This window comes from Pseudomonas sp. CH61 (genome assembly GCF_059429415.1).
Genome location: NZ_CM182098.1, coordinates 4,688,228 through 4,713,124, shown reverse-complemented (window position 1 = coordinate 4,713,124; position 24,897 = coordinate 4,688,228). Strand labels below are relative to the sequence as shown.

Here is a 24,897-nt window from a genome sequence, read left to right as displayed (position 1 = left end):
CAGGGGAACGCATTCCAACTGTAGGAGTGAGCCTGCTCGCGATAGGGCGAGCCAATTCTGCACAAATCCCAAGCCATAAAAAAGGGCCGCGATCCAAACAGATCGCGGCCCTTTTTATTGCCTTCAGTTAACGCCGATCAAACCGCATCCAGCTCCGGCTCATCTGCTTCAACATTGACCGTAGCCTTCACCACATCATGCCGACGGATGTACTTCCAGTCCGCCTCATCGATGTAGATCCCCGCCGGGCCGCTGCCACCTTCCAGGTCGATCGCGACACTGGCGCAGACCTGCGGCTTCACACTCGCCAGAATCGGCACGAAGCCCAGTTGCAGACTGGTTTCCAGCAGCGCGGCCTGGTTCTTCTCATCGATATCCGCCGCCTCGTCGAGGTAGTACGGCAGGCGCACGCGGCCGGCCTGATCGCGATCCATCAAGTGCAGCAACAAATACATGTTGGTCAGCGCCTTGATGGTCATGGTCGTACCGTTGGACGCCGCGCCATCGATGTCGGTGTGGATCACCGGTTGGCCGTTGACCTTGGTGATCTCGAACGCCAGTTCGAACAAGTCCTTGAGACCGAGCTGGTTGTGGTTTGCCGCCACCAGCCGCGCCAGGTATTCCTTGGCCTCTTCGTTCTTGTTGTCCTGCTCGGCACTTTGGCTCAGATCGAACACCGACAGGGTTTCGCCTTCTTCGTACTGACCGGCGCTGTGGATGATCTGGTCGATGTGCTTGAGGGCTTCCTTGTTCGGCGCGAGGACGATACGGAAGCTCTGCAGGTTGGACACCTGACGCTTGTTGATCTCGCGGTTGAACAGCGCCAGTTGGTGCTCGAGGCTGTCGTAGTCGCTGCGAATGTTGCGCAGGGTCCGGGCGATATCGGTGACCGCCGCACGACGCGCCTTGCCCAGCGTCAGCGCTTCATCGGTGCGGTGCGCGTAAGCGTTGATCAGTAGCGACAGGCGGCGCTCCATGTCGTCTTCGCTGTCGAACTTGGCCACGCCTTTCAGACGCACTTGCGCGTACAGCGCTTCGATCTGGCCATCGGCGCGCAGCAATCCTTGCCAGCTGTCCTGATAGTCGTTGAGCAGCGGCAGCAGGTTGTCCATCGAATCGTCGACCGGATCCATGAACGGCGTACCGAACGGCAGATCTGCCGGCAGCAGCTGACGACGACGCAGGGCATCGTCGAGGGTGCGTTGCTTGGCTTCCATATCCGCGATCTGGCGGCCGACCAGTTGCAGCTTGGCCGACAGCTGCTGGACGCGCTCGGTGAAGGCATCGCTGGAGCGCTTGAGTTCGTCCTGCGCGCCTTCCATCTGCGCCAGTTGCTCGAGCTTGTCGCCTTCTTCAGCGCTCAAGGTCTGCGTGCGGCGGAAATCTTCCAGGGCTTTCTGCGCATCCAGCACTTGCTGATACAGCGCTTCGGTCTGGGTCTTGCTCGCAGCGCGGTCGGCGGCCACGGCCTGCTGGGTTTTCAGTTGCTTGAGTTCTTTTTCCAAGCGTTCTTTCTGATCGCGCAACGCGGCACGATCGGCCAGTGCTTGCAGGGCCGGCGGCTCGATGTGCGAGATGTCGATCGACAGGCCCGGCACTTCGAAGCGCTCGCCTTTGAAACCATCGAGAATCAGCTCAACCGATTTGACCCACGCGCCATCGTCGTCGAGGGTGATGCCGTGTTCGCCCAGCGGCAGGCTGAACAGTGCGCTGTTGAACAGGCGCATCAGGCGCTCGACGTCCTGTTGCGAGAATTCTTCGCGCAGTCGGGCGTAGCTGTTGTTGTCGGCGTGATCGAGTTGCTGCTTCACCGACTTCAGGCGTTTTTCCAGATCGCGCACGCGCTCTTCCAGATCTTCCGCACTGAACTGACGCGATTGCGCCAAGGCGCCGGCCAGTTCGTCGTGGGCGTCTTTGGCGGCGAGCAATTGTTGCTCGAGCACTTTGACGTCGTCGACCAGGGCAAAGCGATTCTTCAACACCGACAGCTCGCCGAGCCAGCGCTGAATGCCGGAAATTTCCCGCTCCAGACGCATCAGCTCCTGGGTGCCACCGCGCTGATTGTTTTGCAGACTGTCCTGCTCGCCACGGTAGTGGTCGGCCTGAATGGTCAGTTCTTCTTTGCGCGCACTGGCGTAGTCCGACCAGGTGCCGAGCAACGAGTCGAGCAGCGGCGACAGGCGATGCAGCTTGCCGCGCAGCACGTCACGCTGTTTCACGCCGTTGGCCAGGGCTTCAACCAACGGGCCGGCAGCGACCAGCGAGTTGTAGTCCTGTTCCATCCGGCGCACGTCGCGGAAAGCTTCTTCGCAAGCAGCGATGTAATCGACGCTGCCGGAACGCAGGCTGTGTTCGAAGGCATCGAGGAACAACTGCTTCAACTTCGCCGCAGTGATTTCGCGCATGTGCAGCAGGTTGATGAACAACGCGCGGAAGGTCTTCAGGCTCTGCTCGCTGGTGGAGCGCAGCGGGATCAGCGTCAGATCGAGCGGGATCGACGTGTGACCGCCCACCAGCAAGCGACGCAGTTCGTCCGGCTTGAGTTCGTAGGCTTTCAGGCCTTCTTTCTCAAGGTTGCTGAACAGCTCCTTCTGACGCAGGCAGGTGTCGTTCTTCTGGTAATGCGCCAGATCGAGCTTGCCGGCGTAGGCGAAGAACTGGTGACCGAAACCACCGCCCGGGCCGCGACCGACCACACCAATGACGTGCGGGCCGTGGGGCAGGTTCACTTCGACAAGGATGTAGCTGGTGTCGGAGGCGAAGTAGAAACGCCGCGATTGTTCGAGGCTGTACTTGCCGAAACTCATGTCCGACATGCGCGCCAGAATCGGGAACTGCAAGGCGTTGATCGACGCCGATTTACCGAGGTTGTTCGCGCCGTAAACCGACAACGGTTCTTCCAGCGGGAACAGGCCGAGGCTGTAACCGGCGGTGTTCAAAAGGGCAAAGCGGCGGATGCCGTAGCGTTCCTGGCTCATGCGTCGGACTCCTGTTCTTCGGCAATGGCGCGGGCCAGTGCGTCTTCTTCGCTCTCTTCATCAAACTCGGAAAGATCGAGCGGATCGTCGGTTTCGAGGAATTTGGCTTCCGCCGCTTCGTCGATCAGCACCGGCGCCGGCAACGGCAGAACGCTGTGCACGCTGGCCGCCAGATCGCGGTCCTGCTGTACCGACAGGCACACATCGAGGAAACGGTGCATCGGCGGCAGGAAGCGATAAACGCCGTTTTCTTCGCTGGCGAAGCCCAGTTGAGTCATGCGGCGCATTATCTTTTCTTCGAGTTCTTCAACGGTCTGCACTTCGGCCTGAATGAACAGGTCGCGGTATTTTTCCAGCAGCGATGGCAGTTCTTCACGGCCGAGGCTGCCGCCATCGAGCACGGCGATCGGGTCGCGGCCCTGATCGGCCAGATGTTCGACGAGGATGAAGGTGAACAGCGCCAGACGCTGCGCAGTTTTGTTCACCGCTGCGGCGGCCATGTCCGGCACAAAGTAGTAGAAACCACGGGTGTCGCAGACCAGTTCAAAGCCCAGCGCCTTGAACAGCGTGCGGTATTGATCCTGGAAGTTCGACAGTTGCGCGTACAGCTCCGGGTCGCGGCGGCTGACGTGGTAACCCTTGAACAGCTCGCGGAAGATCGGTGCGAGTTGCGACAGTTCGGAAAGATCAAGATGCATTGGGGATGCTCGCAGAATCCTCGGCGGCGGTATCGCTGGCCGAGAGCAGGGCGAAGGAGCGCAGGCTGACCTGGTGCTCATGAGTGTGGTATTCGCGGCGTTCCAGACGCTCGCGCTTGAAGCGTTTTTCCCGCGACAGGCGCGAGAACCAGTAGAGCAATTCGTCAGTGGCGCCGTCCGGCTCCTGCTCCAGCAACCAGGTCATAAGATCCGGCATCGGCAGGGCTTCTTCGCAACGGTCGACCATCTCGCGCACAGTGCGTGGCGCGCGTGGGGCTTCGCCTTTCTGGGTTTTGTGCGCCTTGGGGAAACGCGCCGGTTTCGGCTCGAAACGCGCCAAGGCGTACACGTAAGCTTCCACCTGACTAGCGCTGCCGAGGAAGGTGCTTTGCGGGCGGGTGAACAGCGGCATCGCCGCTTGCGGCACGGCATCGATGCCTTTACGGCGAATCGCTGCCAAAGCCAAAGCAGCACCACGGGTCACGGCGTTGTGCCGGCGCGCTTCTTCACGCAGCGGCAGCAACAGTTCGCGGGCATGACGCAAAGTCAGCTGGGCGCTGGTCTGCATTTCGAGGATGCGCGCGTGGGTGCGCAGCAGCATGTCGTCATCGACCAGATGGCCGAGGCGCTGCTGTTCGCTGAGCATCTTCAGCAGCACGGTTTCGACCTTGCGCACGCCTTGTTCGAAGGCGCCGTCGGCGTTGACCAGATCGATCATCGGTTCGACGTATTCGTCCCACGTCGCCAGTACTTCGGCGTAACGCTGACGTAGCGGAATCTGCCGGTCGCTGGTCTTCGCCCGTTCGGCGACGGCGACCAGGGCCTGTTCGTCGTTGTCGAGCTTCTTCAGCACGTCGCGCACGCGCATGTCGAGCAGGCGCAACTGGCGGGCAAGGTCGTGGCCATCGCGGACTTCGAACGCGTCCTGAATGTAGCCGGCCAGACGCTCGAGATGGCGCAGATAGGCTTCGATTTCCAGGCACAGGCCCAAGCGGTGTTCACGCCGCAAGTAGGCGAGGAAGTCGTGAATCTGCGCGTTCAGCTCGAAACGGTTCGGGCTTTTCGCCACCGGAATCAGAATATCGAGGCGAATCCACACATCGAGCAGGCTGGTGATGTCCTGCGGCGTGCTGTCCAGTTGTTGGGCGGCGAGTTGCGCGCGCAGTTCGTTGAGGCTCAATGTGCCTTGGTCGAAATGCTCACACAGTGGCTCAAGCAGTGCCCAGTGTTCAGCGAGGGCGCGCAAGACGCGCTTGGGTTCGATCATCGGAATGCCCGGCTGGTTGGCAATGAAAAGCGGCGATTGTACTGCATCACGAAGGATGCGATTCACTCTTGGGACGGACTGTTGCTTTCTATGGGTGAAGCGCGTCGGCAAAGGGTGTTGGTCAAGTCTATCGATCAACAACGGGCGATCTTGAGCGAAGGGCGGTAGAATCAGCGCACTTCAGTTATCCACAAGTGGCCGACCCTTGCTAATCGAGTCCCGCCGCCGCGCCTATTTGAACGCCATGCAGGTGGTCAACTGGCTGCCGCGCACCGAATTGCCCTTCGCCGCACCCTCGCGGCCCGAGCTGCTGGACATGCCCGAGCCCGAGGTAGAGGCGCTGGTTGTTCTCGCGCCTCAGGCCGAAGCACCCGCGCAGCCTGCCGCTCGTCCGGTCGAACGGCCGAAGATCGAAGTACCACGTCCGTCGTTGGCCAGCACCCGGACCAACGCCAAACCGGTGGAAGAGGCCGACGACACGCCAGTGGTCGCCAAACCGGCACCGGTGCCGCCACCGCGTTTCGCCCTGCAACTGCTCCGTGCCGGGCGTTGCCTGCTGCTGGTCGAGTTACCCACAGGCGAACCGTTCCAGAGCCGCGATCCGGCTTATCTGTTGCTCAAAGACATGTTGCGTGCCGCCGGTCTGCCGGATGCACCGCAAATTGTCGGCGAGCCGGTGCGTTGGCCATGGCTCAATCGCGGCACTATGGATCAGGGCCCGGAAGCGGCGCGTGACTTTGTGCAGGGTTTCCTTTCCGTGCAAATGGAAGCCGCTCCGTGTGCCTGTCTGTGGCTGATCGGCCTGCCGGCCGTGCGTTTTGCTGGTGAAGCGGATGCCGAAGCGTTCAATCGTGAATTGCAGATCGAAGGTCTGGGCCCGGCCTGGGCCATTCCCGGTCTGGAATTGTTAATGGAAGAGCCACAGCGCAAGGCCGCTGTGTGGCAAGCCATGCGTCGGCTGATGGCGCGCTGGAAAGAATCGAATGAGTGACGCTGTATCGTTCCGCCCGATGACCGAGGCGGATCTGGAAACCGTGCTGAAAATCGAGTACGCCGCTTACAGTCATCCGTGGACTCGCGGGATTTTTCTCGACGGGCTGGGCAAGTACCAGATCTGGCTGATGTTCGAAGGTGAGCAGCAGGTTGGCCACGGCGTGGTGCAGATCATTCTGGATGAGGCGCATCTGCTCAATATCACCGTCAAACCGGAAAATCAGGGGCGCGGGCTGGGGCTGACGTTGCTCGAGCACTTGATGTCGCGGGCGTATGCGGCTTCGGCGCGGGAATGTTTTCTGGAAGTGCGTGACAGCAATACGGGCGCATTCAAGTTGTATGAGCGTTATGGCTTCAACGAGATTGGCCGGCGCCGGGATTATTATCCGGCGGTGGGTGGGCGTGAAGATGCGGTGGTCATGGCCTGCACTCTGGTCGATTAAACCTTAAAAGCATCGCGAGCAGGCTCGCTCCCACATTGGACTCAGGGCGTTCACCCAATTTGTGCGCAACCCGAAACCCTGTGGGAGCGAGCCTGCTCGCGAAAGCGTCCTGTCAGGCAGCGAAGATCAGCGGTTACCATCCAGCGGCTCACGCCGCGCCAGTTCCGCCTCATCCAGCCCATTGCCACCGCCAATGTCATCCTCGTCGACAATGCTCAAATCCCAATCCGCCTGATTGCCTTCCCCGGCCTCTTCGGCATCCCGCGCACCGTCTTCATGAATCAGCGTTTCCGGGCTCAGGTCATCGTCAGTCGGCTCGTGATCACTGACTGAACCCCCGGTCATCCCGGCCTCGCGCACCCGTTCACGCGGCATCAACTGCTCGCGTTCACGTTCGGGAATCTCATCACCGATTTTCGCGCTGGGTTCGTCTTCGTCGAAATCCAGTTCATGCACCGAACCCATGCGGTCTTCGTTATCATCGATGGGCTCTGGTTGCACCGCATCGTAAGGGCGTCGTGAATCAGTCATGGCAATTCCTCATACTGTGGGCCTTACTTAGGTGGACTCACCGGGCACACGAGAATTCCAATGAAATCACTTGCGATGGCGGCGTGACCCCGACGGGTGGTCGTCTGTCATACCAGCGCATCTTTCTTGAGGCCTTACAGCATGCATGACTTACAAGACCTGATTGATAACAACGAGCGTTGGGCTGACGCGATCACCAAGGAAGACCCGGATTTCTTCGCCAAACTGGCACGCCAGCAAACGCCGGAATATCTGTGGATCGGTTGTTCGGACGCGCGCGTGCCGGCCAACGAAATCGTCGGCATGTTGCCGGGCGATCTGTTCGTGCACCGCAACGTCGCCAACGTCGTGCTGCACACCGACCTCAATTGCCTGTCGGTGATCCAGTACGCGGTCGACGTGCTCAAGGTCAAACACATCCTTGTCACCGGCCACTACGGCTGCGGCGGTGTGCGTGCGTCGATGCAGGACCGGCAGTTCGGTCTGATCGACGGCTGGCTGCGTTCGATCCGTGATCTGTATTACGAAAAACGTGAAGAACTGGCCAAGTTGCCGACCGAAGAAGAGCAGGTTGATCGCATGTGCGAGCTCAACGTGATCCAGCAAGTGGCCAACGTCGCCCACACCAGCATCATCCAGAACGCCTGGCATCGCGGGCAGAGCCTGTCGATCCACGGTTGCATCTACGGCATCAAGGATGGCCGCTGGAAAAGTCTCAACACCACCATCAGTGGCTTCGAGCAATTGCCGCCGCAGTATCGTTTGCGGCCGGTCGGCGCGTTGTAAGCCGCTTTTCAGCGCACCCTTCAGCGCACCTTTCAGCGCAATCTGGAATGCCGCCAGCGCTGTAGAAAGTGGTGGCCTTCGAGGCTGGGTGGTTCGTCGAAACCGGTGATCCACCCGCGGCAACGTGAGGAACCGCAACCGCAGGCGAACTGGTGCAAGAGTTTGTCTTCGGTGGCGGCGTAGTCCATGGTCAACCGTTCCCCCCTGTGGATATCTTTCAGCGCCCACAGCCATAACTCGCTCATGTCGAGAAATACGTTGGGGTCGCAGGCGTGTTCGATCAATCCGCAGAAGCGCGGGTCGTAAATGTGGATCCCCGTCAGCAATTGTCGAGTCTGTCGGCAACGATAGGGCAGCAATTGCCCTGACACCCGGCACATCCGGTGGGTGTGCAGAAACTCGCGCCGCGACCGCCGTTGGGGTGCCGTGCTCATCCTGGATGATTTCGAAATCGACGCTCGCTGGAAACCCCAGCCGCACGGGCAGACCGGCGAAAGGATAAATGCCTTCAGTATCGCGTGACGCCGATTGCGCCATGGCGTGGATATTCATATCAGTCCTTGTCGCAAGGCTTTGCGACTTCCTTGGGTTGACGTCCTGTCACTACTGCAACGCTGCTGCTTGGATCCAATCGTGTCCTATTAGGTATAGCGGGTCTACTGTCAGATCTGACAGGCGATTTAGGCGCTTTCCCGCGTCAGCATTGGCTGACACGGGAACGCTTCAAGCGGTTATAGGTGCGGGGCAGGGACGGCGGTGGCTGGCAACGGAGCTTGCAATTGCTTCAGTTGGGCCTTGATAGGGGTGGTGGAGCACTTGGCGGTGGCTTGTTCCGGGGTCAGATTACGGATCGAGGTGTAGAACAGCTCGCAGGTTTTGACTTTCTGCGTGACCTGCCACGTCTGTGTGCAACTGCTGAGGGTAGCCTGGGCATCGCTGCCCGGTTTGCTGCCCATCCCGGCCTGCCAGCAGGCCGCGCTCAAATCCTGACCCATGACTTTCAGGCCTGCTGCATCGGCCTTGGCCTGGGCATCATCGCCGGTGTAGCTCTTCGGGTCAGCGGCGTACCAGATATAACTCGGGTGGTTGGAACCCAGCACCGGCACTTTCACGCCTTCGCTTGGGCTGATCGTCGCCAGGCCCAAGACATTCACGGTTGGCCCATATTGCTGCTTGATCCAGTTACGCACCGGCGCGCCAAACGCGACCATCGGCAGCGTCGTGCCGCTGGCGGTCTGGCTGAACTGTTTGACCAGCGTGGTCTGGTAGTCCTTGAAGTAGTCATACACGCCTTCCAGATCACTGCCAGCATTGGACGGCGCAGCGATCGGAGCGATATCGATGATGGTTTGATAGGCCGGTGTCTGCTCGGCAGGAATGCCATTGTCAGTCAGCAGCGTCGCCCAGCGATCGGTGGTATTCGAACGCAGATAATCCTGCGCCTGGGTCAGCGAATAATCCGGCGGGAAGTGCAGCAGTTCGACACTTTTACGGTTCTCCAGGGCCATGCCCAGTGGCAGGAACAGATACCAGCTGTAGGCCCATTTGCCGTCGGCGTTGAGTTTGCTGGCGCCGGTGTAGGCCAGATCCCCCGCATCCAGCAGCGCCGACAGCGGTTTGTCGTAATCCTTCGGCACGCCGGTGATTTCGGCGTAGAGCTGGCCGTTGTCGGTTTTTACCAACACCTTGGCATCGGCATAACCATCGCGTTGCACGCTCTGGTTCAGGTAATGGGCGACGGTCTGTTCCAGCGTCCAGTTGCGGAAACAGATGACGTTGCAGTTGTTGGGGTAAGCGAAGAGGCGGGTGACGCGTTCGGTGCTGCCCAGTTTCAAGTCGACATCGGCGTGGGCGGCCGCGCTCAGCGTGAGTGCGGTAAGAGCCAGTGCAACGGGGGTAAGTCCTGCGAGTTTGAACATGCTCAGATCCTTTTCAGCGTCGGTTCCCCGCGTTTCGGGGGCGGCTCATAGTGGAGCAGCCGCGTTTGACAGAGAAGCCGTCATCGGCAGAATTTTGCGCAAACTCGCAGGGCTGGTTTTCAAGCCTGAAAATGCAGGGCGTTGGTCAGATCGCCCATGGGTTTCTGGCCCCGGGCAATCATCGCTTCGTCACGTTGTTTAAGGCCGTCGAGGGTCTCCAACTGGAAGACCCGAGTGATCAGCCGCAGGATCGACGCGGTGTCGTAGACCGTGTGATCCACCGTACCTTTGCGCGCGAACGGCGACACCACCAGCGCCGGCACGCGTGACCCCGGGCCCCAGCGGTCGCCCTTGGGCGGTGCGACGTGGTCCCACCAGCCGCCGTTCTCGTCGACCGTGACGATCACCACCATGTTTTGCCATTGCGGACTTTCACGCAGCACTTTCAACGCACGCACAATGTGCCGATCCCCGGACGCCACATCGGCGTAACCGGCGTGCATGTTCAGGTTGCCCTGGGGCTTGTAGAAACTCACGGCCGGCAACTTGCCGGCTTCGGCATCGGCGAAGAACTTGTTGCTGCTCGATTCATCACCCAAGCCAGCATCACGCAGACGCTTGTTGCGCTCATCGGGGTTCTCCGGACCTTGCTGTTTGAAGTAGTTGAACGGCTGGTGGTGATACTGGAAATTCGGAATCTTCGGGATGCCGCCGGAGTCCTTGTATTGATCCAGCGTCGCCTGCCACGCACCGGCGTACCACGCCCAATCGATGTTGTTTTTCGACAACTTGTCGCCGATATGCTCGTGTGTCTGCGGCACCATGACGTTGGGCAGATCCGCTTTGGAATACGCCGGGCGCTCAGGGTCGCGAATCCAGGTGGGCCAGTAGGGCGGGGCGAGGGTGTTGACGCCGAAGCCATCCGGGGTCAGCGCACTCGGCCCGAACTGCGGCGGGCCGGTCATGGCGCTGGCCGGCGATGCGTCCAGCGGCTTGAGGCGCGGGTCGCTCGGATCATCACTTTGCAGCGCGGCGATCTGTGATTTGGCGACGGAGTTGGCCGCGTCCGGATAGAACGGCGCGGTGGCGCTGATCAGGTATTGATGATTGAGGAACGAGCCACCGAAGGCGCCCTGAAAGAAGTTGTCACACAGCACGAATTCCTGAGCGACGTCCCACAGGCGCAGGGAATAACGGCTCTGCGCGTAGTGGCCCATGGTCAAGCCACCGGAATCGGCCCAGGCAACGAAGCCATCGTTTTTGCCGCCGTTGATCTGCATCTGGTTCTGATAGAACACATGCCATAAATCGCGGGTGACCAGGCCAAATGGCAAATCTTCAGCGTTCGGGCCTTTGAGGGCGAACGGTGCATTGGCCAGGTTTTGCTGAAACTGCATGGCGCTGGGGTAGGTCACGCCATCGAGAGTTTGCGGGCCGATCTGCAGAACGCCGCCCCAGACGGGCGGCAGGGTTTGCAGCAGCGAGCCGTCGCGGTCACGTTGTTGATAGTCGCCTGGCTTGAGCGTTGCCAGCGGTTTTTCGACACCGGGGAAATCGCCGAACAGGTTGTTGAAGCTGCGGTTTTCGGCGTAGATCACCACCACGGTTTTCACTTGGTCGTGCAGGGCCTTGTCCAGCTCGGCAGGCGTCAGCGGGCGCTCGACCGGTTTGCCCGGTTGATCGCTGGCGCTGCCACACCCGGCCAGCGTGGCACCGACACCGAGCACCGCGACGCCGCCGAGGAAGCGGCGGCGACTGGTGTCGGTAGGGTGATTGGATTCGGGTGCATCAGTGCCGTCTGTGTCGTCTTTCATCTGTCAGCCCGTTCTTGCTTAATTGTTTCAGTATGTTTCGGGCGGACGCTAGCAAGTGAATGTGACGGATGGATGACAAGCGGCACTGGCGCTGCTTGCCTAGCCGGGCATGAGTTGGCTGAGCGAAAAACCGAGTCTGCTGGCTGCCGTGATCGCGGTCATGACCACCAGAAAGAGCAATTGCAGCGGACTGAAGTGCGCCCAGTGCAGCGCTGTCAGCCAAGGGCGGCGGTGGCTCAGCTGCGGATCGAGCGAACCGATACGGCGTTTGTGCACCAGCCCGATCAGCAGCGTGCCGACATACGTGAGCGCCCCCAGCGGCCCGAGCATCAGCGAAAACAACAGCAGCATCACCACCTGCGGAACCCCGTGGCGTATCACCAGCCAGCGCGTGTCAGGGTTCCATTTGCGCGGAATCAGTCCCTCGGTGAGCCACAGATCCGGCACGATCACGTGGGCCGTGAGCACCACCCACCAACTCAATGCAAAGCGAAAAAACCATACCGGTACGCAGGCAAAGATCATCGGAATGAAGATCAGATTGGCGGCATCTCTTTTCTCGAGGCCCAGATAAAACAGACACAGCGCCAAGGCAATGGCCGCCCACACGCGTACCCAGGTTTCGGCAGCGATGGGCCGTGGAAAAAAACGCCGCCAGTAAAAAGCATCGGCATAGGGCAAACGTGCGAGCAGTTCGGGGAAACGCCACGTGAGTTTTTCCGACAGGTCATGGCAGGCCTGCCATTCATTCTGGCCAAAGCCGTCGATGATCTTCTTCTGCTGCCGGGGCTTGAGCGGATTGATCAATAGATGCGCCGCCTGCACGTCGGCCGCCCAGGTGCGGTCGCTTGCAGCCTTGGCGCGCAGATTGTCGTAGAAACTTTCCTGATTGCAGCGTTCGATCAACGTGTCCCAGAGCCAGTCCGGTTGCGGGTGCAGGCCTTTGTTGTGATCCCAGCCGAACAGTTGGCCGATGCGGTCGAACAGCGGCACGCTCCACTCAGTGTCATTGAGCAAGTGCAGCAGGGTTTGCTGCCATTGTTCGCGGCGATCGAAAACCTGCAGCCACGGTTGGGCGCTGTAGCGTTTGAGCAGGTTGAGAAACTCGCGTTCGCTCTGGCTTTCGAGCAGCGCTTGCAGGTGGTCTCGATAGTCGGCCATCAGATTCTCGGCGAGAACCTCACGCTGGCGATCATTGATCATCACGTCCTGCCACGGCCCCAACCATCCAAGTTGCTCGACGGCCCAGTTCAGCACCGGGCTGCGCAGTTGCGGCTGTTCAAAACACAATTGCAGCAACAGCCTTTCGAAGGCCTTGGCGCAGCCTTGCTGTTGCGCCTGATCCCAACGCTCGTCGAGGTTTTCGGGCGACAGCCCCTCAAGCAGTTGCCGTGCGGCCTGCGCTTCAAGCGCATACGCCTCTGTGTCCGGGGCCGCCGTCAGTGGCTCGACAGGCAAAACATCATCCTTCGCTGGCGGCGCAAAAGGCTCGGGGGCTGCCGGGGTGACGGGCGGAACGTCGAGATCGGCAAAATCCCACGACGGGTTTTGCCGGTGGCTGTGTTTGTTTGCCAATGCAGCATCGACCGCCAGCGCGGCAAAGGCGCTGGAAGCCGTGGCCACGGCGACGTCTTCTTCGTCGGCAGGCTCAGCGTTTTCAAGGCGCCATTGGGCAATCGCCAGCGCTTGTTCGTAGGCTTCGCGCAAGCGCTGGAAACCTTCGGCATCCTCATCGGGGCGGAAGGTTTTCAGCAGGCGCGCATAGGCGCGCTTGATGTCGCGGGTTTCAGCGTCATCGTGCAGGTGCAGCACCGACCAGCAATCCATGGCCAGGCTCCTTATTGCCACGGAGTGCGATCAAGTTCGCTCAGGCGGCGGCTCAAGTCGGTGCGCACTTCACGGATCTGGCGCTCGTCCTGAGAGTCGAGGGCTATCTGGAATTGCTTGGCCCAATCGCCCATCAGGTCACGCAGATCGCCCAGGCTTTCCTGATAGAGGCGCTCCAGACGTGCAGTCAGCAGCGTGTTGACCTGTTGCTCGCGCGGGTGAATCTTCAGCTGTGCCAGGTTCTGCAGGCGTTGCTGGATCTCCTCGGGTGACAGCACGCCCGGGTTGTTCTCGATGACCAGCGAATGCTGTTGTCCGGTCAGGGGGATTTTCACCTGGGCTTCGAGCAGACCGTTGTTGTCGTAGGTGAAACGCACGTCGAGGGCGACTTCGCCGGCCTTGCGTTTCGGTACCTTGATGTCCAGTTCGCCGAGCGCCACGTTGTCTTTGACCAGACGGCTTTCGCCCTGAAAGATGCGCACGACTACCTGTTCCTGATTGTCGTGCAGCGTGTACACGGTTTTCACCCGACTGACCGGGACGATGCTGTTGCGCTCGATGATCGGCAGGTAGTGGCCGCTCTCATAGTTGCGACCGACCTGCGTCGAAGTCTCGATGCCCAGCGTGTAGGAGCAGACATCGGTCAGCACCACTTCTTCCAGCGCGGCGGCGCGGGCTTTGAGTGCTGCTTGAATGGCCGCGCCCTGTGCCACGACCTGATCCGGGTCGAGGGTGATCGACGGGAAGCGGCCGAACAGCCCGGCAGCGAGTTTGCGCACCAGCGGCATGCGCGTAGTGCCGCCGACCAGCAGAATCTCGTCGAGGTCGCTGACACGGATGCGCGCATCGCGCAGCGCCCGTTCAATCGGCGCGCGCAGGCGCTCGAGCAGCGGCATGTACAGCGTCGCCAACTGTTGCTGGGTGATGGTTTGCGTCCACTGGCGCTCACCGAGTTGCAGGCGGAATTCGGCACTGTCGTCCTGACCCAGCGCCTTGCGCACGCGCTCGGCCTCGCGACGCAGCGGCTGGATGACGCTGCTGCGCTCCGGGAAGTCTGCGGCGGAACGGTGATGGCTGATGAAGTGCTCAAGCAGCACGGTGTCGAAGTCTTCACCGCCGAGGAAGTTGTCACCGGCGCTGGCGCGGACCTCCATCACGCCTTCGAACAGCTCCAGAATCGACACGTCGAAGGTACCGCCACCGAGGTCGAAAACCAGGAACGAAGTTTCCTTGTCCCGTTGGTGCAGTCCATAGGCGAGGGCGGCAGCGGTCGGTTCGTTGATCAGCTTCTCGACCTTCAGCCCGGCCAGTTCGCCGGCGATCCGCGTAGCCTTGCGCTGGGCATCACTGAAGTAGGCCGGGACGCTGATCACGGCTTCGGTGACGGTTTCGCCAAACGCGCGCTCGACGTCTTCCTTCAAACTCTTCAGCACCAGCGCGGACAGTTCTTCGGGGCGAAACGCCTTGTCGGCCAGGTACGTTTGCGTGGCGCTGCCCATGTGGCGCTTGAACAGCGATGCGGTCAGACGCGGATGCGTGTGCAGACGCTCACGTGCCGCCTGACCGACCAGAATCCGGCCTTGATCATCCAGGCCGACAACGCTCGGTGTCAGGAACTGGCCCAGGGCATTGGGTACCAACTCGGTGGCATCACCACGCCAGACGGCGACCAGGCTGTTGGTGGTTCCCAGGTCAATCCCTACGATCATTGCAACGAACTCCCTTTGCGCTTGGTAAAAAATGGAAACATTTATCGGCGCGCAGAATATTACCGAGGGTGCGATGCGGTAAAGCAGGATGATGGCTCTGAGCCATTATTTGCGACAGGCAGCCATGCCGGCAGACGCACAGGGCTGTTTCAAAAAGAAAAGTGCGGGGCGCCGCCATGATGCCGCGCCCCGCTTGGGATCACGGCATGACGGGCGGTGTATACGCCAAAGTCGTCCCCAGCGCCCAGAGCAAAACCAAGACCAGCGGCGTGTGCACCAGCAACTGCACGAAGGAGAAACCAATCAGATCCCGCGCCTTCAACCCAAGCACGCCGAGCAGCGGCAGCATGTAGAACGGGTTGATCAGGTTCGGCAACGCTTCGGCAGCGTTATAAATCTGCACCGCCCAGCCGAGGTGGTACTGCAGATCGTTGGCGACCTGCATCACGTACGGCGCTTCGATGATCCACTTGCCGCCGCCCGACGGAATGAAGAAACCGAGAATCGCCGAATACACGCCCATCAACAACGCATAGGTGTCGTGGGAGGCGATGCTGACGAAGAACGTCGAGATGTGGTGCGCCAGGGTCTGCGCATCCGCGCCTTTGACCGTGGTCATCAGTGCGGCAATCGAGCCGTACAGCGGAAATTGAATCAGCACGCCGGTGGTGGTCGGCACCGCACGCGCGACGGCATCGAGGAAACTGCGCGGCCGCCAGTGCAGCAAGGCGCCGAGCATGATGAACAGGAAGTTGTAGGTATTAAGGCCGGAAATCGCGGTGATCGCCGGTTTGGTCGAAAACTCGTGGAACAGCCATCCCGCTGCCAACAGCACCAGCAGGATGATCAGCAGCGGACTGTGTTCCAGCCATTCACCCGGACGGGTGCGCGGTTGCAGTGGTGGCAGGTTGAATGCCGGGTCGATGCCGCAGGCCTTGGCATCGCGCGCCGAGTTCGGCCCGGGAGCGGTGGCGTAGGCGATGATGATCGAGATCACGATCAGCGCCAGCAGCATCACTCCGGACTGCCAGAGGAAAATCGTTTCGGTGAACGGAATCACCCCGGTAATCGACAGGATCGACGGCGGCAGGCTGGCGGGGTTGGCTTGCAACTGCGCGGCCGACGACGACAAACCCAGCGCCCACACCGCGCCAAGGCCCAGGTACGCAGCGGCACCGGCGGCGCGGTAATCCATTTTCAGATCGGTGCGGCGGGCCAGGGCGCGGACCAGCAAACCGCCGAACACCAGCGACAGGCCCCAGTTCAGCAACGAGGCAACCATCGAGATCAACGCGACCCACGCCACGGCGGAACGGCCGTTTTTCGGGATCCGCGCCAGGCGATCAATCAGTTTGACTGCCGGTGGCGAACTGGCGACCACGTAGCCGCCGATCACCACGAAAGCCATTTGCATGGTGAATGGGATCAGGCTCCAGAAGCCGTCACCAAACGCCATCGCCGCATCGGTGGGCTTGGCGCCCATGGCCAGTGTGGCCAGGGCGACGATGATCACGGCCAGCGCAGCGAATACCCAGGAATCGGGGAACCAGCGTTCGGCAAAGCTTGAACAGCGCAGGGCAAAGCGTGCGGAGCGGCTATCTTCGATATCAACGGCCACAGGGAGTACCTCGGATTTTTATGATTATTGTGATCCGCGGGAACGCTCGCCGATCTCGACAACACAGAGATCCCTGTGGGAGCGAGCCTGCTCGCGAAGAGGTCGGCACATTCAACATTGAAGTTGGCTGGGCTGACGCTTTCGCGAGCAGGCTCGCTCCCACATGGGATTCACGGCGGTTGGCCGGCGTTGGCGTGGTCCCGTTGGACAGGCATTAACAGTAATTCAACTGCCGATGCTTTGTGAGCAGGTTTTGCAAAACCGGGACTATGGTCTAACGGGTTGTCCATCCGCGCATTTGCGTAGACCATGGGCGCCTTGGTTTTTGCCTGATCCAGAGTTCTTTGCCATGACTGCCCAATCCCCGGCCAAACCCGCGCCGTTCAGCCGTTCCGACTACAAGACCCTCGGTCTCGCAGCCCTTGGCGGGGCGCTGGAAATCTACGATTTCATCATCTTCGTATTCTTCGCCCTGACCCTCAGCCAGCTGTTCTTCCCGCCGGAAATGCCCGAATGGCTGCGCCTGCTGCAAAGTTTCGGGATTTTCGTCACCGGTTATCTGGCGCGGCCCTTGGGCGGAATTCTGATGGCGCATTTCGCCGACAAACTCGGGCGCAAGAAAGTCTTCAGCCTGAGCATCCTGATGATGGCGCTGCCGTGCCTGCTGATCGGGATCATGCCGACTTATGCACAGATCGGTTATTTCGCACCGCTGCTGTTGCTGGCGCTGCGCATCCTCCAAGGTGCGGCGGTGGGCGGTGAGGTGCCGAGCGCCTGGGTGTTTGTCGCCGAGCACGCGCCGGCCGGCCATCGCGGGTATGCCTTGGGCTTTTTGCAGGCCGGCCTGACCTTCGGTTACCTGATCGGCGCGCTGACCGCGACGTTTCTGGCACAAGTCTTCACTCCGGCGGAAATCCTTGATTACGCCTGGCGCTATCCATTCCTGCTCGGTGGCGTCTTCGGTGTGATCGGCGTTTACCTACGGCGCTGGCTGAGCGAAACCCCGGTGTTCATGGCCATGGAAGCGCAGCGCGAGGCGCGGGTCGAACTGCCGCTGCGCACGGTGTTGCGTGAGCATCGACTGGCAATGCTGCCGGCGATGTTGCTGACCTGCGTGCTGACCTCGGCCGTGGTGGTGTTCGTCGTCATTACGCCGACCATGATGCAGAAAACCTTCGGCATGACCGCCAGCCACACGTTCGCTCTCAGTGCATTGGGCATTGTCTTCCTCAATATCGGCTGCGTGATCGCCGGGTTGCTGGTCGACCGCATTGGCGCGTGGCGCACGGTCATGCTCTATAGCTTGCTGCTGCCCTTGGGCATCGGCTTGCTATATGGCTGCCTGATCACGGGCGGTAACTGGGTAGGCCTGGCTTACGCGGTGGCCGGTCTGGCTTGCGGTGTTGTCGGCGCAGTGCCATCGGTGATGGTCGGGTTGTTCCCGGCACGTATTCGCGTGTCAGGCATTTCCTTTACCTACAACATTGCCTACGCCATCTGGGCCAGTATCACACCGCTGTTGCTGATCGGTCTGATGCCGTGGAGTCCATGGATCTGCGTGATGTTCTGCGCGGTGATGGGCGTTGTGGGTCTCCTGACGGCGGCGTATTTCGGCTCGCGGATGCCGCGCACGGGACCTTGCCAGGTGGCCGGAACTGCGTGATTTTACCGTTCAGAACTATTTTTGACCGTCGGGTCGCAAACGCTCTTCAGAAAAGATTTTCAAGGCCGATGGTTAGGCTGCATCCCGCTTTCCAACCTGCCCATCGGTACTTTCCCATGTTCAACAAACGCCTGAAGCAAGAGCTGGCCGCTCTTCGTGAAGAACTCTCCAGCCTCGTGCAGGTGAAGGAAAGCCTGGAAAGCGAGATGCTGGTGCTGAACCTTGAGCCCGACGGGCGCATTCAGTCGGTCAACCAGAACTTCCTCACCGAGATGCTCTACAAGAGTCAGGACCTGATCGGTCGTGCCATTGAAGACATCGTCCCGGCGCACGTGAAGTCCGACGAATTCCACCACCGCTTCAAAAATGCCATGACCCGAGGCGAGCATTTCGCCGGTGCCGTGCGCCTGCTGCGTGGCAATGGTGAAGAAGCGTGGCTGCGCTCGATCGTGCAACCGGTGCGTTCTTCGGATGGGCGGATCAAGCACATTTCGCTGTTCGCCAGCGACCTGACCCGCACCATCGAAGCCTCCCGTGAACACGAAAACCTGATCGGTGCGCTGGTGCGTTCGACCGCGGTGATCGAGTTCGACCTCAACGGCAATGTGCTCAACGCCAACGATCGCTTCCTCAGCGGCATGGGTTACAGCCTGGCGCAGATCAAGGGCAAACATCACCGCCTGTTCTGCACCCCGGAGGAATACAACAGCGCCGAGTACCAGAACTTCTGGCGCCGTTTGAACAACGGCGAATTCGTCGCTGACCGCTTCAAGCGTGTCGACAGCCACGGTCGTACGGTGTGGCTGGAGGCGTCCTACAACCCGGTGGTCGATGCCAACAACAAACTGTACAAAGTGGTGAAGTTCGCCACCGTGATCACTGATCAGGTCAACCGCGAACAAGCCGTCGCCGACGCGGCGAGCATTGCCTACAGCACCTCGCAGCAAACCGACAGCACCGCCCAGCGCGGTACCACGGTGGTAACTGAAGCGGTCAACGTAATGCGTGATCTGTCGCGGCACATGCAGGCTGCCGGTGAGGGCATCGAGGCACTGAACGAGCAGTCGCAGGTGATCGGCACCATCGTCAAAACCATCAGCGGCATTGCCGAACAGACCAACCTGCTGGCGCTCAACGCTGCCATTGAGGCGGCGCGCGCCGGTGAGCAGGGCCGTGGTTTTGCCGTGGTGGCTGACGAAGTACGGCAACTGGCCTCGCGCACCAGCCAGGCGACCGAAGAAATTGTCACCGTGGTGCGGCAGAACCAGGAAATGGCGCGCAACGCCGTGGCGCTGATGACCGACGGCAAGCTTCAGGCTGAACAAGGGCTGGCGCTGGCGGCAGAAGCGGGCACGGTGATTGTCGAGATTCAGGACGGTGCGCAGAAAGTCGTCAACGCCGTCGGCCAGTTCGCCAATCAACTCTCCCACTGACCTGCACTAAACCCTGTAGGAGTGAGCCTGCTCGCGATCACGGTCTGACATTCAACATTTGTGCTGACTGATACACCGCTATCGCGAGCAGGCTCACTCCTACAAATTTGCGTTGGCGCTACAATCGGCTCCTTTTCCCCGGAGCAGACTCCCATGAGCGATTCCCACCGCCGCCCGGTGCCCCTGAACAAAGCCTACCGTCTGCTCAATCACGGACCGACCGTTCTGGTCAGCGCCGCCCACGACGGTCAGCGCAATATCATGGCCGCCGCCTGGGCCATGCCGCTGGATTTCGAGCCACCGAAAGTCGCCGTCGTTCTCGATAAATCCACCTGGACCCGCCAATTACTCGAGGCGTCTGGCACCTTCGTGCTCAACGTCCCGTGCGTCGATCAAGCCGACATCGTGCAAACCGTCGGCAATACCTCGGGCCTGGAGATCACTCAAACCCAAGGGCAAGACAAGTTTCAGGCGTACGGCTTGCAGACGTTTGCCGGCGAACAAGTCCAAGCCCCTCTGCTCGACGGCTGCGTCGCCTGGCTGGAATGCCGTTTGCTCCCGGAGCCGCGCAACCATGAGCAATACGACCTGTTCCTCGCCGAAGTCATCGCCGCCCACGCCGATGAACGCGTGTTCAGCGACGGGCGCTGGCATTTCGAAGGGCATGACGGATTGCGCACCTTGCACCACGTGGCGGGCGGGCATTTTCTGAAGATTGGTGATGCGGTGGATGGCAAGACGCTAGCGGTGTGAATAGCGGCTGATGGCAAAACATTGCGGGATGTTGCAAGGTAGAGGGCATCGTCGAACCCAATCAGGCGCATACCCCCATGGATTTTTCCCTTTCGAGTTATCTGGCGCCGTTGCTGTCGCTGGCCCTGTTGTGGACAGTCGCGGTGGTCACCCCCGGCCCGAACTTCTTCAACATCGCGCAACTGGCGGTCAGCCGTTCCCGCCGCCACGGTGTCGTCGCGTCGCTCGGCGTCGCCAGCGGAACCGTGTTGTGGGGGCTGGCGGGTGGCCTGGGCATTCAGTCGCTGTTCAGTGCCGCACCGACGCTGTACCTGAGCTTCAAGATTGCCGGTGGCTGCTACCTCATCTACCTCGGGCTCAAGCAGTTCAAGCGCAAGGCGCCGATCGTCGCGGGCACGCTCGATGACTCGCAGCAAACGTTGCTCGGCGCTTACGGGCGGGGCTTTCTGGGCAACATGACCAACCCCAAGTCGGCATTGTTCGTCGCGACCATCTTCGCCACCGCCATGCCGGCTCACATCCCGCCACTGTTACTGGCGCTGGCGGTGATGACCATGGCGACGCTGTCGTTCAGCTGGTATTGCTGCGTGGCGCTGTTCTTCGCCAGTCGGCGGATTGCCGGTGTGTATGAGCGTTCGCGGCAATGGCTGGATCGCTTCGCGGGTGGTTGTTATTTGCTGTTTGGGGCGCATCTGGTGGCTAATCGCTGATCGTGAACAAGGCTGCGTTTGCAGCCTTGTTCACGACCATCAGTCTTTCAGCGGAATGTACAACTCGACCACGCTGCGCGGGTCCATCGGACCGAAGAACCGCTCGCCGCAATACTCGAATTCAATCCCTTCGTCTGGCGCCATGCCGGCGGCGGGCAGCCATTCACTGTAAGCGGCGCGAAAGGTTTCCGGCAGCGTTGTGACTGTTCCGTGGTGCTCCACGCGGGCATAACGACGAGCCGGTATCTGCAATTCGACCATGCCAGAAATCAGCGGGGCACTGTGTCCCACCGGCAGGCCGGCGATGTAGCGCCATTGACCGTCTTCCAGCGGCTGGCACACGCCGAACGTGCCGAGCGGTTCATGCAGACGGTCGATCTCTTCTTCCCGTGGTACAAACCGCTGCCACATGTCGGCGATGGTGCCTTGGTCATCTTGTTGCCAGGTCATGCCCATGATTCGCAGGGCGGGATAGTCGATACGTGCAGGCGTTTGCATGGCCGGCAGCGGCCGGTCCGGTTGTGCAAGATAACGGTTCAATTGTCCTAAAACGTTTTCGCTGCGCTGGATATCGGCTTTTAATTGCTGCGCATGCTTTTCGAGGGTTTCACGCAGATTGACGACACTGTCCAGCCCGCCATTGGCGGACAAGACTTTGATCTCGTCGAGTCCCATGCCCAACTGTTTGAGCCAGATGATCCGGCCAAGCGTGACGATTTGCTCCGGGCGATAGTAGCGATAACCGTTGTCTCGGCCGGTGGCTGCCGGGCTGAACAGGCCAATGCTGTCGTAATGACGCAATGCCTTGGTGGTGAGCCCGTGGCAGCGGGCCATTTGTCCGATGGTAAGCATGAACCTCTCCTGTTGGCTGCTTGGACTCAACGGTAAAGCTTGCCCCAAGGGCAAACTCAATCCCCTGATTGTTCCATCCGGAATTTGAATGCTTCGGTCGGGTTATAGCGCGGAAATTGCTTGGTTTCGTAGGCTTCGATCAAGATGATCATGGCCTCGAAGTAGTTACCTTCCGGGGAGTTACGTTCCGGTTCATTGTCGAAAAGCGCAGAAACGTCTTGCAGCGCCGCACGGTAGTCTTCTTCGGTATGAATCGGAAGTATGTTCATGAGGTGCTCTGATTTCAGCGGGCGATGACTCCGGCTTGCGGTGCCCCCTCGCCCAATCTTTGGCTACAGGAAAAATCCGATGCCTGTGCGGGCATCGGATTTTTTATACGCCGAAGTAATGTAAACCGGGTTGGCGAGGTACATGGGTTCAGCTACGCGGGCGGACGCCATGATGTGAATGGTCGGTTTGAGGTAGTGGTCGAGGGCGGCCGCTTCGTTGAGTTTTTTGCTGTCGATGGTTGCGTACGGGGATGTTGGGTCGGCGTCTGTTTCTGGGTGATTGGGTGTTGGTTTTTTCATGGTGTTCTCCGATCAGGATTGGAGCTGGCCGATTCGGTTTCCGAACGAATAGGTGGTAGCTGTACGCAGGTTGGAAACCCGGGGAACGGAGAACCCGGTTGACCCGAAGGTCTCCCGCGCACAGCCGCCATAACGGAGTGCACACCATGAAGGTGCGCAAGGATGCGTTATGAAAGGCGCTTATGCGCTCGGTTCTACTCGGGGTTTCCAATCCCGGTCACTGAATTGGCAGCGACGAGTACAGGCTAGAGAGCTGACGTCCGACGGACAACCTGAAAACCTTGTGGGACGGTTCTCTGTTTACCTCGCAGCTTTTAAACATCCCGATTTGAAATACGCAGTGTGCTAAGCAAAAGGCCTACCTCGCGGTAAGCCTTTTTTGTTTTGCGTCCTAGCCTCAATCCCCCAGCGCTTCCCCCTCACGCCGTGGATCCGCGCCACCCTCCAGTGACGCTTTCCCCTGCGCATCCTTGACCCGCACGATGGCCTGGGTGCCGCTGGTCATGTCGATTTCGTTCACCGCATGCCCTTTGTCCTTCAGTGCCTGAATCAGCGCCGGGCTGAACTGGCCTTGTTCCAGTTCGGTCGGGCCATTGCGGCTGCCGAAGTTGGGCAGGCTGATGGCGCTTTGCGGGTCGAGGTTCCAGTCGAGCAGGCCGACGGTGGTTTTTGCCACGTATTCGATGATTTGCGAACCGCCGGGCGAGCCGACCGTGGCGACGAATTCGCCGCTGTGGCGATCAAAGATCAGCGTTGGCGCCATCGACGAGCGTGGACGTTTGCCGGGTTCGACGCGGTTGGCGACTTTCTGGCCGTTCTCTTCGGGGATGAACGAGAAGTCGGTCATCTGGTTGTTCAGCAGGAAGCCCTGAACCATCAGGTGCGAGCCGAACGCGGCTTCGATGGTGGTGGTCATCGACACCGCGCCGCCGAGATCATCCACCGCGACCACTTGCGAGGTGGAGATGCGCAGCGGCGAACGGTCCGGGGCGTAGGCGACCTGCACGCCCGGCGGTGTGCCCGGTTTGGCGCTGCCCATGCTGCGCTCGCCGATCAGGCTGGCGCGACTGGCCAGATAACCCGGGTCGACCAGGCCTTTGACCGGCACTGGCACGAAGTCGGTGTCGGCGACGTATTGCGCTCGGTCGGCGTAGGCCAGACGTTCGGCTTCGGCGATCAGATGCACGGCTTGCGGATCCGGTTCGATGCCGGCCGGTTTGTCGGTTTTTACCGGTTTGAGCGGCGTCAGGGAAAGACGTGGATCGCGGGTTTCCAGGGCCTGCAACGTGCCGAGAATCTGCGCCACGGCGATGCCGCCCGACGACGGCGGCGGCATGCCGCAGACCTGCCAGCGTTTGTAATCGGTGCACAGCGGCGCACGTTCCTTGGCCTGATAGCGCTGCAGATCGTTCAGCGACAGGCTGCCGGGGTTGGCGTGGCCCTGCACCTTGGCGACGATTTCTTCGGCGATCGGACCTTTGTACAGGGCGTCCGCGCCTTCGTTGGCGATGCGTTTGAGCACTGCGGCCAGCGCCGGGTTTTGCAGGCGCGTGCCGACGGCTTTGACGCTGCCATCGGCATTGAGGAAATACTTGGCCATGTCCGGCGACTGGCGGATGACTGGATCTGATTCCAGCAGCGAGTGCAGACGCGCAGAGATCGCGAAACCTTGCTCGGACAGTTTGATCGCCGGTTCAAACAGCTTCGCCCACGGCAGACGACCGTGTTGTTTATGCGCCAGCTCAAGCGCACGCAACACGCCCGGTGTACCGACCGAACGACCGCCAATCTGCGCCTGCGGGAACGACATCGGCTGGCCATCGGCACGCAAGAACAGCTTCTCGGTCGCGCCGGCCGGTGCGGTTTCGCGACCGTCGTAGGTGCGCACCTGTTTACCGTCCCACAACACGATCATCGCGCCGCCGCCGATCCCGGAAGACTGCGGCTCAACCAGGGTCAGCACCGCTTGCATCGCAATCGCCGCATCAATCGCCGAACCGCCCTGACGCAGCATCTCGCGCCCGGCTTCAGCCGCCAGTGGATTGGCAGCGGCGGCCATGTGTTGGCTGGCGTGGCGGGTTTGCAGGTCGGTGCGGTAACCGGACGCGGCTTCCGGTGCAAGCGGCAAGGTCGAGGAGGGCGGGGCGTTGCAGGCGGTGAGGGTCAGGGCGCTGATGATCAGCGTCAGGGCTGGCAGGCGCAAGCGGCTCAGGGGCAGGGCTGGAAACACGTGGTGCTCTCCGTCCATGGGGTGAAAGGTCTGACGGACTTTATCGACCGCTCGGTCGCGACGCAAACCGATGGGCATTTTTGTCTTTCTTTTCGGGGCGGATG

The 24,897-nt window shown here is 60.6% G+C and carries 19 protein-coding genes and 3 pseudogenes; 8 read left to right on the top strand and 14 right to left on the bottom strand.

All coding sequences use genetic code 11. From position 1 onward, the window contains the following. Nucleotides 1-137 precede the first annotated feature (137 nt). From mksF to mksB, 3 genes are read right to left on the bottom strand one after another with little or no spacing between them, the layout of a single operon-like run. Nucleotides 138-2,978, bottom strand: coding sequence for an Mks condensin complex protein MksF (gene mksF / locus AC5SEM_RS21060; protein WP_123595847.1), 2,841 nt, complete (start codon nucleotides 2,976-2,978; stop codon nucleotides 138-140). Further along, nucleotides 2,975-3,676 (bottom strand): Mks condensin complex protein MksE, encoded by a 702-nt coding sequence (gene mksE / locus AC5SEM_RS21055; protein ID WP_192562405.1) that lies wholly within the window; start codon nucleotides 3,674-3,676, stop codon nucleotides 2,975-2,977. The genes mksF and mksE overlap by 4 nt, the downstream gene beginning before the upstream one ends. Beyond that, nucleotides 3,666-4,943 (bottom strand): Mks condensin complex protein MksB, encoded by a 1,278-nt coding sequence (mksB, locus tag AC5SEM_RS21050; protein ID WP_161986622.1) that lies wholly within the window; start codon nucleotides 4,941-4,943, stop codon nucleotides 3,666-3,668. Before mksB ends, mksE begins: the two co-directional genes overlap by 11 nt. A 244-nt stretch (nucleotides 4,944-5,187) precedes the next feature. Between mksB and AC5SEM_RS21045 the strand changes: the two genes are divergently transcribed. Both AC5SEM_RS21045 and rimI read left to right on the top strand, forming a co-directional pair. Continuing rightward, nucleotides 5,188-5,934: an energy transducer TonB gene (locus AC5SEM_RS21045; RefSeq protein ID WP_495473492.1), complete on the top strand. Its 747-nt coding sequence runs from the start codon at nucleotides 5,188-5,190 to the stop codon at nucleotides 5,932-5,934. Then, nucleotides 5,927-6,379: a ribosomal protein S18-alanine N-acetyltransferase gene (rimI, locus tag AC5SEM_RS21040; protein WP_007912963.1), complete on the top strand. Its 453-nt coding sequence runs from the start codon at nucleotides 5,927-5,929 to the stop codon at nucleotides 6,377-6,379. The genes AC5SEM_RS21045 and rimI overlap by 8 nt, the downstream gene beginning before the upstream one ends. Before the next feature lie 126 nt (nucleotides 6,380-6,505). Here rimI and AC5SEM_RS21035 read toward each other — a convergent pair whose 3' ends face one another. Beyond that, nucleotides 6,506-6,910, bottom strand: coding sequence for a serine kinase/phosphatase (locus AC5SEM_RS21035; RefSeq protein ID WP_137219404.1), 405 nt, complete (start codon nucleotides 6,908-6,910; stop codon nucleotides 6,506-6,508). Nucleotides 6,911-7,051: 141 nt separating this feature from the next. On the opposite strand from AC5SEM_RS21035, the gene can reads away from it, so the two are divergent. Continuing rightward, nucleotides 7,052-7,696, top strand: a complete 645-nt coding sequence (gene can, locus AC5SEM_RS21030; RefSeq protein WP_007912954.1) for a carbonate dehydratase — start codon at nucleotides 7,052-7,054, stop codon at nucleotides 7,694-7,696. 32 nt (nucleotides 7,697-7,728) lie between these two features. Here can and AC5SEM_RS21025 read toward each other — a convergent pair. From AC5SEM_RS21025 to AC5SEM_RS21000, 6 genes and pseudogenes are all read right to left on the bottom strand, one after another. Next, nucleotides 7,729-8,248 (bottom strand): annotated as a pseudogene (locus AC5SEM_RS21025) (SET domain-containing protein-lysine N-methyltransferase). 179 nt (nucleotides 8,249-8,427) lie between these two features. Further along, nucleotides 8,428-9,615 carry a hypothetical protein gene (locus AC5SEM_RS21020; protein WP_495471193.1) on the bottom strand — a complete coding sequence of 396 codons (1,188 nt, stop codon included), beginning with the start codon at nucleotides 9,613-9,615 and terminating at the stop codon, nucleotides 8,428-8,430. Between the two features lie 119 nt (nucleotides 9,616-9,734). Beyond that, a complete protein-coding gene (locus tag AC5SEM_RS21015) occupies nucleotides 9,735-11,429 on the bottom strand; it encodes an acid phosphatase (protein WP_495471192.1) in 1,695 nt (564 codons plus the stop codon). 99 nt (nucleotides 11,430-11,528) lie between these two features. Continuing rightward, on the bottom strand, nucleotides 11,529-13,256 hold the full coding sequence (locus tag AC5SEM_RS21010) for a J domain-containing protein (RefSeq protein WP_495471191.1): 1,728 nt from the start codon (nucleotides 13,254-13,256) through the stop codon (nucleotides 11,529-11,531). Nucleotides 13,257-13,267: 11 nt separating this feature from the next. Next, nucleotides 13,268-14,965, bottom strand: coding sequence for a molecular chaperone HscC (locus AC5SEM_RS21005; RefSeq protein WP_368967603.1), 1,698 nt, complete (start codon nucleotides 14,963-14,965; stop codon nucleotides 13,268-13,270). A gap of 199 nt (nucleotides 14,966-15,164) precedes the next feature. Next, entirely contained in the window at nucleotides 15,165-16,583 is a 1,419-nt protein-coding gene (locus AC5SEM_RS21000) for a short-chain fatty acid transporter (RefSeq protein ID WP_077574534.1), read from the bottom strand. Nucleotides 16,584-16,932: 349 nt separating this feature from the next. Between AC5SEM_RS21000 and AC5SEM_RS20995 the strand changes: the two genes are divergently transcribed. The 5 genes and pseudogenes from AC5SEM_RS20995 to AC5SEM_RS20975 all read left to right on the top strand — a co-directional run bounded on the left by AC5SEM_RS20995 (nucleotide 16,933) and on the right by AC5SEM_RS20975 (nucleotide 21,142). Further along, nucleotides 16,933-18,246 carry an MFS transporter gene (locus AC5SEM_RS20995; protein WP_495471190.1) on the top strand — a complete coding sequence of 438 codons (1,314 nt, stop codon included), beginning with the start codon at nucleotides 16,933-16,935 and terminating at the stop codon, nucleotides 18,244-18,246. Then, nucleotides 18,132-19,139: pseudogene (locus tag AC5SEM_RS20990) on the top strand (PAS domain-containing protein); the annotation flags it as partial. The gene AC5SEM_RS20995 and the pseudogene AC5SEM_RS20990, both read left to right, overlap by 115 nt. Further along, nucleotides 19,119-19,679, top strand: a complete 561-nt coding sequence (locus tag AC5SEM_RS20985) for a methyl-accepting chemotaxis protein (RefSeq protein WP_371748318.1) — start codon at nucleotides 19,119-19,121, stop codon at nucleotides 19,677-19,679. The pseudogene AC5SEM_RS20990 and the gene AC5SEM_RS20985, both read left to right, overlap by 21 nt. Before the next feature lie 153 nt (nucleotides 19,680-19,832). Next, the gene (locus AC5SEM_RS20980; RefSeq protein WP_368967599.1) at nucleotides 19,833-20,432 is read left to right on the top strand and encodes a flavin reductase family protein; all 600 of its coding nucleotides are present in this window, start codon (nucleotides 19,833-19,835) and stop codon (nucleotides 20,430-20,432) included. Nucleotides 20,433-20,509: 77 nt separating this feature from the next. Then, complete coding sequence (locus tag AC5SEM_RS20975; RefSeq protein ID WP_495471189.1) at nucleotides 20,510-21,142, top strand: LysE family translocator; 633 nt, start codon at nucleotides 20,510-20,512, stop codon at nucleotides 21,140-21,142. 39 nt (nucleotides 21,143-21,181) lie between these two features. On the opposite strand, the gene AC5SEM_RS20970 is transcribed toward AC5SEM_RS20975, so the two are convergent. From AC5SEM_RS20970 to ggt, 4 genes and pseudogenes are all read right to left on the bottom strand, one after another. Next, nucleotides 21,182-21,994: a MerR family transcriptional regulator gene (locus tag AC5SEM_RS20970; RefSeq protein WP_495471188.1), complete on the bottom strand. Its 813-nt coding sequence runs from the start codon at nucleotides 21,992-21,994 to the stop codon at nucleotides 21,182-21,184. 62 nt (nucleotides 21,995-22,056) lie between these two features. Further along, nucleotides 22,057-22,263 (bottom strand): annotated as a pseudogene (locus AC5SEM_RS20965) (helix-turn-helix domain-containing protein); the annotation flags it as partial. Nucleotides 22,264-22,326: 63 nt separating this feature from the next. Next, a complete protein-coding gene (locus AC5SEM_RS20960) occupies nucleotides 22,327-22,563 on the bottom strand; it encodes a hypothetical protein (RefSeq protein ID WP_495471187.1) in 237 nt (78 codons plus the stop codon). A gap of 397 nt (nucleotides 22,564-22,960) precedes the next feature. Beyond that, a complete protein-coding gene (gene ggt, locus AC5SEM_RS20955; protein WP_495473491.1) occupies nucleotides 22,961-24,793 on the bottom strand; it encodes a gamma-glutamyltransferase in 1,833 nt (610 codons plus the stop codon). Nucleotides 24,794-24,897 lie beyond the last annotated feature (104 nt).

What these genes read in the sequence shown, in the direction of transcription:
- mksF (WP_123595847.1), bottom strand. Translation starts at nt 2,978, where the DNA reads ATGAGCCAGGAACGCTACGGCATCCGCCGCTTTGCCCTTTTGAACACC.
- mksE (WP_192562405.1), bottom strand. Translation starts at nt 3,676, where the DNA reads ATGCATCTTGATCTTTCCGAACTGTCGCAACTCGCACCGATCTTCCGC.
- mksB (WP_161986622.1), bottom strand. Translation starts at nt 4,943, where the DNA reads ATGATCGAACCCAAGCGCGTCTTGCGCGCCCTCGCTGAACACTGGGCA.
- AC5SEM_RS21045 (WP_495473492.1), top strand. Translation starts at nt 5,188, where the DNA reads ATGCAGGTGGTCAACTGGCTGCCGCGCACCGAATTGCCCTTCGCCGCA.
- rimI (WP_007912963.1), top strand. Translation starts at nt 5,927, where the DNA reads ATGAGTGACGCTGTATCGTTCCGCCCGATGACCGAGGCGGATCTGGAA.
- AC5SEM_RS21035 (WP_137219404.1), bottom strand. Translation starts at nt 6,910, where the DNA reads ATGACTGATTCACGACGCCCTTACGATGCGGTGCAACCAGAGCCCATC.
- can (WP_007912954.1), top strand. Translation starts at nt 7,052, where the DNA reads ATGCATGACTTACAAGACCTGATTGATAACAACGAGCGTTGGGCTGAC.
- AC5SEM_RS21020 (WP_495471193.1), bottom strand. Translation starts at nt 9,615, where the DNA reads ATGTTCAAACTCGCAGGACTTACCCCCGTTGCACTGGCTCTTACCGCA.
- AC5SEM_RS21015 (WP_495471192.1), bottom strand. Translation starts at nt 11,429, where the DNA reads ATGAAAGACGACACAGACGGCACTGATGCACCCGAATCCAATCACCCT.
- AC5SEM_RS21010 (WP_495471191.1), bottom strand. Translation starts at nt 13,256, where the DNA reads ATGGATTGCTGGTCGGTGCTGCACCTGCACGATGACGCTGAAACCCGC.
- AC5SEM_RS21005 (WP_368967603.1), bottom strand. Translation starts at nt 14,965, where the DNA reads ATGATCGTAGGGATTGACCTGGGAACCACCAACAGCCTGGTCGCCGTC.
- AC5SEM_RS20995 (WP_495471190.1), top strand. Translation starts at nt 16,933, where the DNA reads ATGACTGCCCAATCCCCGGCCAAACCCGCGCCGTTCAGCCGTTCCGAC.
- AC5SEM_RS20980 (WP_368967599.1), top strand. Translation starts at nt 19,833, where the DNA reads ATGAGCGATTCCCACCGCCGCCCGGTGCCCCTGAACAAAGCCTACCGT.
- AC5SEM_RS20975 (WP_495471189.1), top strand. Translation starts at nt 20,510, where the DNA reads ATGGATTTTTCCCTTTCGAGTTATCTGGCGCCGTTGCTGTCGCTGGCC.
- AC5SEM_RS20970 (WP_495471188.1), bottom strand. Translation starts at nt 21,994, where the DNA reads ATGCTTACCATCGGACAAATGGCCCGCTGCCACGGGCTCACCACCAAG.
- AC5SEM_RS20960 (WP_495471187.1), bottom strand. Translation starts at nt 22,563, where the DNA reads ATGAAAAAACCAACACCCAATCACCCAGAAACAGACGCCGACCCAACA.